The following is a 12318-nucleotide window of genomic DNA, read 5'->3' as shown; positions in this document are numbered from 1 at the left end:
ATGGCTTTTGATTGATTCTTTATAAAGCTATGTATTTATAAACTCTATCAAGTTTGTTCGTTTGGTTCCGAACTAATTTCTACTTTTGTTAAAATTTTTATATATGAATAAAAGTATAGGAATTGATGAGAAGATTTTTCAGGATGCAGTGAAGTTTTACAGCACAATATTGAATCTGCCTCCATTAGCTTCTAAGATATATTCCTACCTTATTTTCGATTTTGAAAAGGTGGGAATTCCTTTTGACGAGTTTGTAGAAGTATTTTCTGCAAGTAAAAGCTCAGTTTCCACCAGCATTTCTCTATTGCTAAATTCACAGCTGATTGTTGATGTAAATAAAATGGACGAAAGAAAACGTTATTTTTTCGCCAACGACGATTACAAAAAAATCAGATTTGAAAAAATAGTTCAGAAAATGAAAGACGAATTAAAACTTATAGACGATCTTGAAAATTTCCGCAAAGTAAATGACAAAGAATACGATCAAAAAATGGAAGTCTATAAATCTCTTTTAAACAAAAGTATTTCAAATATTCAAGAATCTCTTAATAAACTATAAAATGACAAACAAGCTTTTATTATTTTCTGTGGCAGCATTATCTTTATCTGCCTGCAAAAAAGAAGCTCCGAAGCAGGACGGACCAAAATCTTATCCTGTAGTTTCGGTAGAAAATAAGAATATAGTAGGATACGATATTTTTCCTGCAAGTATTGAAGGTAGAGTAAATAATGATGTTCGGGCTAAAATTCAGGGATACATTACTCAGGTTTTGGTAGATGAAGGACAATATGTGACCAAAGGGCAGCCTTTGTTCCGTCTGGAAACCAATATTTTGAACGAAAGTGCCACCGCTGCAAAAGCCGGAATAGGAGCTGCTCAATCGAATATTGTAGCTGCGCAGGCTGGCGTAAATGCCGCTCAGGTTGAAGTAAATAAGCTAAAACCTTTGGTTGAAAAAAATATTATCAGCAATATACAGCTTCAGACCGCTCAGGCAAATCTTTCAAGAGCTCAGGCGCAGCTGCAGCAAGCCATTGCCGGAAAGCAACAGGCTTCAGCAGATTATCAAGGTGTTGCAGCAAATATTGATTATTCGGTCATTCGTGCGCCAATTTCAGGAGTTATCGGAAAGTTGCCGTTAAAAGTCGGAAGCTTGGTGGGCCCGTCTGATCAGATTCCTTTGACTACAATTTCAGATACGTCCGAGATTTTCGCTTATTTTTCTATGAATGAAAAAGAATATTTTGATTTCCTGGAAAAATCTGTCGGAGCATCTGTTCCGGAAAAAATAAAAAACCTCCCGATGGTCGAATTGCAACTGGCAAACGGAAGCATTTATCCTGAAAAAGGTAGAATTGAAGCTATTACAGGCTCAATAGATCCTACAACTGGAACTATTCAGTTTAGAGCTTCATTTTCAAATCCCCAGAAACTTTTAAGTAACGGAAACAGCGGAAGCATCAGATTTCCTAAACACTTTGATAATGTTTTGGTTGTTCCGGAAAGTGCAACTTACGAGCAGCAAGGTGTTGTTTATGTTTATAAAGTAGAAAAAGATACTGCTAAAAATGTAGTTGTAGATATTATCGACAGAATCGACAATATGGCGCTTATAAATAAAGGAGTAAAAAAAGGTGATAAAATCATTGCTGCTGGAATCGGAGGTTTAAAATCAGGAACTCCTGTAAAACCAAAGCCAGTGAATATGGATAGCCTTGTACAATCTATAAAACCGAAATTCTAAAATGATAAAAAACTTTATTAACAGGCCGGTTTTATCTACGGTTATATCAATTATTATTGTGATACTCGGTGTTTTGGGGCTTATTTCCCTGCCGGTAACACAATATCCGGATATTGCGCCGCCTACGGTAAGTGTAAGAGCAAACTATACGGGAGCCAATGCCGAAACGGTAATGAAAAGTGTGGTTGTTCCTCTGGAAGAGCAGATCAACGGGGTTGAAGGGATGGATTATATTACTTCTTCAGCCGGAAATGACGGTTCAGCACAAATTCAGGTGTTTTTTAAACAAGGAATTGATCCGGATATTGCAGCGGTAAACGTTCAGAATCGTGTAACAAGAGCGTCGCCTTTGCTTCCGAGCGAAGTGACACGTTCCGGTGTGGTTACTCAAAAACAGCAAACCAGTGCTTTGATGTATATGTCATTTTATTCTGAAAATAAGGATATTGATGATGTTTATCTTCAGAACTTTTTGAATATCAATATTATTCCAAACCTGCAAAGGATAAACGGAGTAGGTGAAGCCAATGTTTTCGGTGGAAAAAACTATTCGATGAGAGTTTGGCTTGATCCTGCAAAAATGGCGGCTTATCAGTTGACACCCGATGATGTAACGACAGCGATCAATGAGCAAAGTAGAGAAGCTGCAGCGGGTTCTATTGGACAAAATAGCGGCAGCTCATTCGAATATATCATTAAATATGTTGGTAAATTCAACGAAAAGGAACAATATGATGACATAATTATTAAGGCTTTAGGTAACGGACAAAACTTAATGCTGAAAGATGTCGCGAAAATAGAATTAGCGGGCCAGTCTTATTCAGGAGTTGGTGAAAACGGCAACAGTCCTGCGATCAGTATGGGTATTTTCCAGACTCCGGGATCTAATGCTCAGGAAATTATTAAAAACATCAAAGAATATCTAAAATCTGCTGAAGGAAGCTTTCCAGAAGGGATTAAATATACTTTCAACTTTGATACCAATGAATTTTTGGAGGCTTCGATTGAGAAAGTTCTTCATACATTGATCGAGGCTTTTATTCTTGTATTTATTGTTGTTTATATATTCTTACAGGATTTCAGATCAACTTTGATTCCGGCGATTGCAGTACCTGTATCTATTGTCGGGGCTTTCTTTTTCCTTAATCTTTTTGGATATTCCTTAAACTTACTGACGCTTTTTGCCTTGGTTCTGGCAATTGGTATTGTTGTGGATGACGCCATTGTCGTCGTCGAGGCAGTGCATGCCAAAATGGAAAATGGTGTGTCAAACGCCAAAAAGGCAACGGTAGAAGCCATGGACGAGATTACAGGTGCTATTATTTCAATTACTTTGGTAATGGCGGCGGTATTTGTTCCGGTTACATTTATTACTGGTCCTACAGGAGTTTTTTACCAGCAATTCGGGATCACTTTGATTGTAGCTATTGTAATTTCTGCAATTAATGCATTGACTTTAAGTCCTGTATTATGTTCTTTATTCTTAAAACCTCACGACGAGCATCATGAAGATTATAAGAAGAAAAACTTTATAAAGAAATTTTTCTATAAATTCAATATTGCATTCAAAACGGCTACAGAAAGATATGGAAGAGGTTTTACCTTCTTGTTAAAGCACAAATGGGTTACCCTTCTTATTTTCGCAATTACAGGTGGTATTCTGTTCTGGGCAAGTTCTACAATGAAAAAAGGTTTCGTGCCTACAGAAGACCGCGGAATTATCTTTACAGACGTTCAGCTTCCTGCCGGAGCATCAATGGAAAGAACATACAACGCTCTGAAAACACTTCAGGCAAATGCTATGAAAGTTCCTGGTGTACAGAATGTAACGATTTCTACAGGACGGGGCTTTTTATCCGGAAATGGTAGTAATAATGGTCTTGCTTTCGTAAAATTAGCTCCATTTGCAGACAGAAAAAAGGATGGACTCACGTCAGAAAACATTACCAAAAAACTCTTCGGAATTGCAGGGAAAGTTCCTGATGCCAAAGTTGTATTTTTCCAGCCTCCAAGTGTACCCGGATTTGGTAGCAGCGCAGGTTTTGAAATGGTTTTATTGGATAAGTCGGGAGGAGATTATGTAGATTTGGATGACAAAACCAATCAATTTATCGGAAAACTGATGGAAAGACCCGAAATTGAGTTTGCCCAGACTTCATTTGATACAAAATATCCGCAGTACCAAATGGAAATCAATGTTCCTTTGGCAAAACAGCTTGGTGTTTCCGTGAATGAAATTCTAAGCACAATGCAAGGATATATTGGTGGCGTTTATACAGCCGACTTTACAAAATACGGAAAGCAGTTCAGAGTAATGGTTCAGGCGTTGCCGGAATCCAGACAGAATATTAATAATCTGAATGAGCTTTATGTAAAAACAGCTTCAGGAACAATGTCGCCGATTTCTCAGTTTGTAACGCTTACAAAAGCTTATGGGCCTCAGTCTGTGAGCAGATACAACTTATTTACTTCTGTTAAAATCACAGGTGCAAACTCGGCTGGGTTCAGTTCCGGAGATGCAATCACGGCAGTACAGGAAGTTGCTCAGGAAACTTTGAATCAGAATTACGATGTAGAATTTACAGGTTTGACGAGAGAAGAATTGAACTCGGGATCGCAAACTTTATTGATTTTCGCTTTAAGTTTGGTGTTTGTTTACTTTATTCTTTCTGCACAATACGAAAGTTATATTCTGCCTTTGATTGTGATTATTTCACTTCCTTTAGGGGTAATGGGAGCTTATTTTGGACAGAAAATAATGGGACTTGAAAATAATATTTATTTCCAGATTGCTTTAATTATGTTGGTCGGTTTGCTGGCGAAAAATGCAATTTTGATTGTAGAATTTGCCATTCAGCGAAGACATCATGGCGAAAGCATTGCAACTGCGGCTATTAACGCTGCTAAAGCAAGGTTAAGACCCATTTTGATGACTTCTTTAGCCTTTATTTTCGGATTGCTTCCTTTAGTTTTAGCAAGCGGAATTGGGGCTGTCGGTAACCGTTCGATCGCAACCGGAGCTGCAATAGGATTATTGATAGGAACTATTTTAGGAGTGTTTGTCATTCCTGTTCTTTTTGTGATTTTCCAGACTTTGCAGGAGAAAGTGAAGCCTATTAAACATGAAGAAATGAATTTAGCAGAATAAAAAATCTTTAAGGTTTTAAATAATGAAAAAATTATCAGTTATAATAAAAGGAACCGCATTTTCAGTTCTTACAATCGCAGTCTTATCGTCTTGCATGGCAAGAAAAGAATATGAAAGGCCGAAAAACATTGTGGATGAAAATCTTTTCCGTACAGATATGCTTCCGCAGGACAGCGTAAGTGTGGCTAATGTTTCCTGGAAAGAAATCTTCAAAGATCCTGTTCTTCAAAAGCATATTTCTAAAGCATTAGACAACAATTTAGATATCAGGATTGCTTTACAGAATATCACATCGGCAGAAGCTTATCTTCGACAAAGTAAGGCCGCTTATCAGCCAACACTTTCTATTGGCCCGAATTATACATTCCAGACACAGTCTGTCAATACGCAGTTTGGGCAGATTATTGGAGAAAGAAGATATGTTAATCAGTTTGATATTACCGCAAGCATCGGTTGGGAAGCCGATTTGTGGGGGAAACTGAAAGCTCAGGAAAAAGCACAACTAGCAACTTATTTAGGAAGCGTTGCGGCGCATAAAACTGTGAAAAGCGGTTTGGTTGCATCTGTTGCATCATCTTATTATCAGTTGTTGACTTTAGATGATCAGAAAAAGATTATTCAGGAAACTATAAAAATTCGTGAAAATAATCTGGAAACCACAAAAGCTTTAAAAGAAGCCGGAACTCTGACTGAAGTTGCCGTGCAGCAAAGCCAGGCCTTGGTTTATAATGCACAATCTCTTTTAATAGATATCGACACACAGATTCAGCTTTTAGAAAATACGATGAGCCTTTTGATGGGCGAGCCGTCTCAAGCGATTGAAAGATCGACTTTAGATAGCCAAATACTTCCTGAAAGCCTTGCTTTAGGGTATCCTGCCAATCTTTTGGCAAATCGTCCTGATATAATGCAGGCAGAGTTTGATCTGATGAATGCATTTGAACTTACAAATTCTGCAAAAGCACAGTTTTATCCTACTTTAAGACTTACGGGAAGCGGCGGATTGCAATCTGTTGATATTGATCATTTGTTTAGTGTAAATTCACTTTTCGCAAATATCGTAGGAGGATTGGCGCAACCGATTTTAAACAGAAGACAGATTAAAACAAATTATGAAGTAAGTCTTGCGGCTAAAGAAACTGCTTATCTGAATTTCAGAAAGACAGTTCTTACCGCCGGAAAAGAGGTTTCGGATGCAATAAAAGTTTTTTCTGTACAGGATTCTTTTATAGATTTGAAAACGAAGGAACTTAATGCTTATAAAAACTCGGTAGAATATTCGCAGGAACTGGTAAACTACGGTTTGGCAAACTATCTTGAAGTGCTAAATGCCAACGTAAATTCATTAAACGCTGAATTGAATATTTCAAATGCCCAATACAGCAAAATGAAAGCGGCAGTAGATCTTTATCAGGCTTTAGGCGGAGGCTGGAAATAATTAAATTAAAATATTGATTTTTAAACGTATGCTCGCTCAGCATACGTTTTTTTATTCTTTTTTTGATAATATTGATTAAAAAATAATTATTCTGTACTTAATTAATCATCTTCTTAAATAAAATTTAATAAATTATTTGCAAATATCGTTTATTTACTTACTTTTGTACCGCTTCAAGTGAAAAGCAAGGGAAAGGGGAATTAGCTCATCTGGCTAGAGCGTTAGACTGGCAGTCTAAAGGTGACGGGTTCGATCCCCGTATTCTCCACAAACAAACTTTATCAAATTCTATAAAAGATATGAAAAAACTTTTTTTACTTTTATTTACTGCTTTTTTATTCATTGGATGTAGTTCTACCGACGAAACTATTTATGATTATATAGGAACCTGGTCCGGAACTTATGAAGGTAATGATAAAGGAATTTGGAATTTTGTAGTTGCCAACGACGGTAAAGTTACCGGAACGATGCATTCTGAAGATAATAATGAAAATTATAGCATTTCAGGACACCTTGATGCTTCAGGTCAATTAACGGCAGAGCTTGGTTTGCCTGCAGACGGGCAATTTGTCGGAACTTTGACAATCGATGAAAAAGGAAACGGCAACTGGACAAATTCTGTTCCGACACCGGATAGAAGCGGAAGCTGGACCGGAGAAAAAAATAAATAATATTTTATACTTAAATAAAAGCCTGTAAACTTAGTTTGCAGGCTTCTTTTTTTAAACAAAACCCATCTGAACAATCTTCTTTTCTTTCTTTAAAGCAACAAAATGAAGTATTATATCATCTGAAAAGTGTTTTTCAAAAGTAAATTCTTTTTGTGCTTTCTGAATAGTTATTTGCTCTTCAAAATATTCTGTTTCATATTTCTCGAAATCAACTTTTATGGTTAAAATCTGAATTTCATCAGCAATAATATCCTTATCTAAAGCCAAACTTCCATCCCATAAACCGAACGAAATTGAAGCTTTATTCTCCATATTTGCAATATTTCCAAACTGAAAATTTCTAAGCATTTCTTTCCCGTTTTCTGTCACCATTCCATTGTTTACGGTTCTTTTTCCTCTTCCGGAAACTGTATCTAAATCTTTTATTTCAGTCATCAGTTTCGCGAATTTCTGATAGAGTAGAGCGTCATCCGCTTGTTTAATAAAAGAATTGATGCATTGTCTTATTATTTTTCCAACTTTAGAGCAATGCCCGAATTCAGAGCTGTTTTGACGGACTTTTTCATACGACGGACTTTTCTTAAAAGCTGTTTTATTAAATCCACTTTTTTTCCGGACAATATTTTTTCCGTTCAGATTATAGAAAACCAAATCTCCAACCGCACCGTTTATTGTGATTAAACTTTCATATGTAGCCATACTGAATATTAAGGTTCAAATATAAGAATAAAAAATTTATTTATACTTTTATAATATAGTTATAGTATAGTTTATATATAATTTAAATATAATTGTTATATTTGTGTCAATCAATTTACTGTCAAAAATCAATCAGATATGAATTTGAATTTCTCAGGAAAATATATCGGTACAAAAAAGCTTTCAATTGCACTGTTTTGCGCATTTTTGGTCACTTCATGCGGAAGCTCAAAAAGCGTATCAAATACTAAAAGTTCTCCATCAAAATCTATCTCGAAAACAGCGAACCTGAGAAAGCTTGATTCAAAATTTGAAGGTAAAATTTCAGGTTCAACAAAAGATATATTAAAAAACGCTGAAAGATATCTCGGAACTCCTTATAAGTTTGGCGGAAATTCCTCTTCAGGATTCGACTGTTCGGGATTTACGGTGAAAGTTTTTGAAGAAAATGATTTAAACCTTCCAAGAAGGTCTTCCGATCAGGCCGAAACAGGAAAAAAAATAGACATTAAAGAAGTTAAACCCGGAGATCTTTTGTTTTTTGCAACAGCAGGTGGTAGCAGGGTTTCTCATGTCGGAATTGTGCATGATATAGGAAAAGGCGGAGAAGTGAAATTCATTCATGCTTCAACTTCCAAAGGGGTAATCATTTCATCACTCAACGAAAAATACTGGAATAAAGCTTATCTGCATGCACAAAGGATTTTATAGTATTTCATTGTTAAGTGTAACGCCTTTGTTTTACGGATAATCAAAAAGTTATTTTTTAAATTTCTTTGTTTAACATTGCGTTTATAAAAGAATTATCTCAAATTCTATATTCAAAAATCATTAAGTTTTACTGAAATTTTATACCTATCAAATCAACCAATAAAAGCTTTTGATGAACTTTTTTGTATCTTTGACGATGTAATTTTAAACTAGAAACATGTCGTTACAACAAACTATTGAAAACATTTGGGATAATAGAGATTTACTACAAAATGAAGAAAGCAAGAAGACGATCATAGAAGTGATTTCACTTTTGGATTCCGGAAAACTTCGTGTTGCAGAACCTACAGAAAACGGATGGCAGGTAAATGAATGGGTGAAAAAAGCGGTCGTGATGTATTTTCCGATTCAAAAAATGGAAACTATTGAAGTTGGCCCGTTTGAATTTCATGATAAAATCCCTTTGAAAAGAAATTATGCCGAAAAAGGAGTAAGAGTTGTACCGCATGCCATTGCAAGAGAAGGTTCTTTTGTGGCTTCAGGAGTCATTTTGATGCCTTCTTATGTAAATATCGGAGCATATGTAGATTCGGGAACAATGGTTGATACTTGGGCAACGGTTGGAAGCTGTGCTCAAATCGGTAAAAATGTTCACCTAAGCGGTGGAGTTGGTATTGGCGGCGTTTTAGAGCCTTTGCAAGCCGCACCCGTAATCATTGAAGACGATTGCTTTATTGGTTCAAGATGTATCGTTGTGGAAGGTGTTCATGTCGAAAAAGAAGCTGTTTTGGGAGCTAATGTAGTTTTGACAGCCTCTACCAAAATCATTGATGTTACTGGTGATCAGCCTGTTGAGATCAAAGGAAGAGTGCCTGCACGTTCGGTTGTAATTCCGGGAAGTTATACAAAACAATATCCTGCAGGAGAATATCAGGTTCCCTGCGCTTTGATTATCGGCCAGAGAAAAGAATCTACAGATAAAAAAACGTCTTTGAATGACGCTTTGAGAGAAAATAACGTTGCCGTTTAAAAACAGTTTATGGCAATTCCAAAAAATATATTTCAAACTTTTAAAACCTCTGATCTTCCTTGGATCACGAGGTTTTATGTTAATAGGATGAAAAAGAAAAATCCGGGTTGGAAGTATCATTTTTATGATGACGCCCGAATTTTACACTTTTTTAAAAATGAATTTTCTCCTGAATATTTAAAAGCCTATAAAAGCTTAACAATTGGAGCCGCCAAAGCAGATTTTTTCAGATATGCGGTTTTATATAAATATGGCGGCGTTTATATCGATATCGATTCAAGCGTAAAAACTCCATTCGACAAATTTTTGAAAGAAGAAGATGTTGCCGTTATAAGTCCCGAAGGAAATCCCGGTCTGTACGGCCAATGGGCTTTAATTTTTGATAAAGAACATCCTTTTTTGAAAAGAGTTTTGGAAAAAGTAGTTGATAATATTTTCACTCACCGTTTTCCAAATGATGTACATAAAACAACCGGACCGACGGTTTACACCGAATCTGTAAACGAAGTTTTAGCAGAAAATCCTTCAACTCCGCATCGCTTTGTGGGAATCGATTATGAAGGCCATTTGAATGTTAAATACAAATTGGGCCGCATTTTTCTTTATGGCAAAAAATCTGAACATTGGAGAAAAAAACAACATTCTCAGGATATTATAAAACCAATTGAAGATTAATGAAAATAGCCTACGACGCCAAACGTTTTTTCCATAATGCTTCCGGACTGGGCAATTACTCAAGAGATTTTGTTCGTATTTTGGCGAAATATTTCCCTGAAAACGAATATCTTTTATTAAATAAAAATAAATCGGAAAGAGGAGAAGAAATTCTTAAAAATCCTCATGTTAAGTTTGTTCAGACTTCAAAAGGAAATATGTCACGCCAATTCAAAATGGGAAAAGATGCACAACGCCAAAATGCAGATATTTTTCATGGTTTATCGGGTGAATTGCCATTAAAGTGGGATAAAAAACCGATAAAAAAAGTAGTGACCATTCACGATCTTATTTTCGCACGTTATCCACAATATTATTCTTTTTTTGACAGGAAAATTCATTTTTGGAAGTTCAGAAAAGCAGCACAAACTGCGGATAAAATTATTGCGATTTCCGAACAGACCAAAAAAGATATTGTTCATTATTTAAAAATCCCTGAAAGTAAAATTGAAGTAATTTATCAAGGTTGTCATCAAGCTTTCAAAGAAAATCAATCCGAAGAATTTATTTTAGAAACTAAAGAAAAATTCAATCTTCCTGAAAGATTTATTCTAAATGTCGGTACAATTGAAGAGCGGAAAAATCTTTTAAATATTGTAAAAGCAATTCACAAAACAGAAATCCCATTAATCGTTGTTGGTAAAAAAACAAAATATTTCAGCAAAATAGAGCAATATATCAGGAAAAATAAAATGGAAAAACAGATTCACTTTTTGGAAGGTGTTTCGATGAATGAGCTCGCCGTGATTTATAAATTAGCAGATATTTTCGTTTATCCGAGTTTTTTTGAAGGTTTCGGAATTCCAGTAATTGAGGCTTTATTTTCAAAAACAGTAACGATAACTTCAAACAAAAGTTGTCTTCCTGAAGCCGGCGGAAAGGATTCTGTTTATATTGATCCAAAAAATCATTTAGATATTCAGGCTAAAATTAAATTTCTTTGGGACAACGAATCTGAAAGAAAACGCCGTGCTGATAAAGGTTTTGAGTTTGTTCAGAAGTTTAATGATGAGCCTATTGCCAATCAGTTAATGACTTTTTATCAAAATATTTTGTAAAAAATGTTTGAAGTTTAAAAATAAGTTTTACATTTGTACCACAAAATTTCAATAATGAAACCTAATTTTTTAACATTACATCATTATCATCATCTCTGCTAAGACGGAATTGATTGATATTATACATGTGTTAAAAATCAAAAAATATTAAACCGTCTGAGTAAACAGGCGGTTTTTTTGTTTTTAAATTTCCCGGAATTTTTTTCAATAATCTGTTTTTATTTACTCAGGCTCAAACTAAACAAATGAGTAAATTAAAAATTGCGATCCAAAAAAGCGGTCGGCTGTACGAAGAATCTCTTCAGCTTCTGAAAGATTGCGGAATTTCGATCAACAACGGAAAAGATCAGCTTAAAGTTTCTGTAGACAATTTCCCAATGGAGATTATGTATCTCCGAAACTCGGATATTCCTCAATACCTGGAAGATGGAGTTGTAGATGTGGCTATTGTAGGCGAAAATCTTCTGGTTGAAAAACAAAAAGAGATCAATATTGTTCAAAAGCTTGGCTTTTCAAAATGCCGTGTTTCTCTGGCAATTCCTAAAGATGTTGAAACCAATGATCTTTCTTATTTCGAAGGCAAAAAAATTGCAACTTCTTATCCGAATACACTTAAAAAATTCTTGGAAAAGAACAATATTTCCGCAGATATTCATGTCATTTCAGGTTCGGTTGAGATCGCCCCGAATATCGGATTGGCAGACGGGATCTGTGATATTGTAAGCTCCGGAAGCACACTTTTTAAAAATGGTTTGAAAGAAACTTTAACCATCTTGAAATCTGAAGCAGTTCTTGCTAAAACCTCCAAATTAACTCAGGAAAAAGAAAATATTCTGGAAAAACTCCTTTTCAGAATAAAGGCTGTTTTGAAAGCCAAAAATTCAAAATATATTTTAATGAATGTTCCCAATTCAAAGATTGAAGATGTTTCAAAAGTGCTTCCCGTTCTTAAAAGTCCAACCGTAATTCCTTTAGCAGAAGAGGGTTGGAGCAGTATTCATTCGGTTATTGATGAAGAACGTTTTTGGGAAGTAATTGATGAATTAAGAGAAAATGGAGCGCAAGATATTTTGATAATTCCAATTGATAAAATGGTGATTTAAT

11 protein-coding genes and 1 tRNA gene are annotated in these 12318 nt (G+C 35.4%); 11 read left to right on the top strand and 1 reads right to left on the bottom strand.

The annotated features are described in order from the left end of the window. Positions 1–103 precede the first annotated feature (103 nt). From AC6CHK_RS07090 to AC6CHK_RS07065, 6 genes are all read left to right on the top strand, one after another. Positions 104–559 (top strand): transcriptional regulator, encoded by a 456-nt coding sequence (locus AC6CHK_RS07090; RefSeq protein ID WP_498094894.1) that lies wholly within the window; start codon positions 104–106, stop codon positions 557–559. 1 nt (position 560) lies between these two features. After that, positions 561–1745 carry an efflux RND transporter periplasmic adaptor subunit gene (locus AC6CHK_RS07085; protein WP_498094892.1) on the top strand — a complete coding sequence of 395 codons (1185 nt, stop codon included), beginning with the start codon at positions 561–563 and terminating at the stop codon, positions 1743–1745. Between the two features lies 1 nt (position 1746). Then, positions 1747–4893, top strand: coding sequence for an efflux RND transporter permease subunit (locus AC6CHK_RS07080; RefSeq protein WP_498094890.1), 3147 nt, complete (start codon positions 1747–1749; stop codon positions 4891–4893). A gap of 22 nt (positions 4894–4915) precedes the next feature. Continuing rightward, a complete protein-coding gene (locus AC6CHK_RS07075) occupies positions 4916–6331 on the top strand; it encodes an efflux transporter outer membrane subunit (RefSeq protein ID WP_498094888.1) in 1416 nt (471 codons plus the stop codon). 194 nt (positions 6332–6525) lie between these two features. Continuing rightward, positions 6526–6599 (top strand) — tRNA-Ala (locus AC6CHK_RS07070). Positions 6600–6630: 31 nt separating this feature from the next. Further along, positions 6631–7002: a hypothetical protein gene (locus AC6CHK_RS07065; RefSeq protein ID WP_498094886.1), complete on the top strand. Its 372-nt coding sequence runs from the start codon at positions 6631–6633 to the stop codon at positions 7000–7002. A 51-nt stretch (positions 7003–7053) separates the two neighbouring features. On the opposite strand, the gene AC6CHK_RS07060 is transcribed toward AC6CHK_RS07065, so the two are convergent. Further along, complete coding sequence (locus AC6CHK_RS07060) at positions 7054–7701, bottom strand: hypothetical protein (protein WP_498094885.1); 648 nt, start codon at positions 7699–7701, stop codon at positions 7054–7056. Positions 7702–7839: 138 nt separating this feature from the next. Here AC6CHK_RS07060 and AC6CHK_RS07055 point away from each other — a divergent pair, with 138 nt between their 5' ends. From AC6CHK_RS07055 to hisG, 5 genes are all read left to right on the top strand, one after another. Further along, entirely contained in the window at positions 7840–8412 is a 573-nt protein-coding gene (locus AC6CHK_RS07055; protein WP_498094883.1) for a C40 family peptidase, read from the top strand. 217 nt (positions 8413–8629) lie between these two features. Beyond that, the gene (locus AC6CHK_RS07050) at positions 8630–9442 is read left to right on the top strand and encodes a 2,3,4,5-tetrahydropyridine-2,6-dicarboxylate N-succinyltransferase (RefSeq protein WP_498094881.1); all 813 of its coding nucleotides are present in this window, start codon (positions 8630–8632) and stop codon (positions 9440–9442) included. Between the two features lie 9 nt (positions 9443–9451). Beyond that, positions 9452–10117 (top strand): glycosyltransferase family 32 protein, encoded by a 666-nt coding sequence (locus AC6CHK_RS07045; RefSeq protein WP_498094879.1) that lies wholly within the window; start codon positions 9452–9454, stop codon positions 10115–10117. Further along, positions 10117–11214 carry a glycosyltransferase family 4 protein gene (locus AC6CHK_RS07040; protein ID WP_498094877.1) on the top strand — a complete coding sequence of 366 codons (1098 nt, stop codon included), beginning with the start codon at positions 10117–10119 and terminating at the stop codon, positions 11212–11214. Before AC6CHK_RS07045 ends, AC6CHK_RS07040 begins: the two co-directional genes overlap by 1 nt. A gap of 245 nt (positions 11215–11459) precedes the next feature. Then, positions 11460–12317, top strand: a complete 858-nt coding sequence (gene hisG / locus AC6CHK_RS07035) for an ATP phosphoribosyltransferase (RefSeq protein WP_498094875.1) — start codon at positions 11460–11462, stop codon at positions 12315–12317. Position 12318: the final 1 nt, after the last annotated feature.

It is taken from the genome of Chryseobacterium sp. GQ58 (assembly GCF_059758895.1).
The sequence above is the reverse complement of the archived record's forward strand: the minus strand, read 5'-3'. Positions and strand labels throughout refer to the sequence as shown.

Excerpts from the sequence above, each read along its gene's own strand:
- AC6CHK_RS07045 (WP_498094879.1), top strand. The coding sequence starts at position 9,452 with ATGGCAATTCCAAAAAATATATTTCAAACTTTTAAAACCTCTGATCTT.
- AC6CHK_RS07060 (WP_498094885.1), bottom strand. The coding sequence starts at position 7,701 with ATGGCTACATATGAAAGTTTAATCACAATAAACGGTGCGGTTGGAGAT.
- AC6CHK_RS07080 (WP_498094890.1), top strand. The coding sequence starts at position 1,747 with ATGATAAAAAACTTTATTAACAGGCCGGTTTTATCTACGGTTATATCA.
- AC6CHK_RS07040 (WP_498094877.1), top strand. The coding sequence starts at position 10,117 with ATGAAAATAGCCTACGACGCCAAACGTTTTTTCCATAATGCTTCCGGA.
- AC6CHK_RS07085 (WP_498094892.1), top strand. The coding sequence starts at position 561 with ATGACAAACAAGCTTTTATTATTTTCTGTGGCAGCATTATCTTTATCT.
- hisG (WP_498094875.1), top strand. The coding sequence starts at position 11,460 with ATGAGTAAATTAAAAATTGCGATCCAAAAAAGCGGTCGGCTGTACGAA.
- AC6CHK_RS07055 (WP_498094883.1), top strand. The coding sequence starts at position 7,840 with ATGAATTTGAATTTCTCAGGAAAATATATCGGTACAAAAAAGCTTTCA.
- AC6CHK_RS07050 (WP_498094881.1), top strand. The coding sequence starts at position 8,630 with ATGTCGTTACAACAAACTATTGAAAACATTTGGGATAATAGAGATTTA.
- AC6CHK_RS07065 (WP_498094886.1), top strand. The coding sequence starts at position 6,631 with ATGAAAAAACTTTTTTTACTTTTATTTACTGCTTTTTTATTCATTGGA.
- AC6CHK_RS07090 (WP_498094894.1), top strand. The coding sequence starts at position 104 with ATGAATAAAAGTATAGGAATTGATGAGAAGATTTTTCAGGATGCAGTG.
- AC6CHK_RS07075 (WP_498094888.1), top strand. The coding sequence starts at position 4,916 with ATGAAAAAATTATCAGTTATAATAAAAGGAACCGCATTTTCAGTTCTT.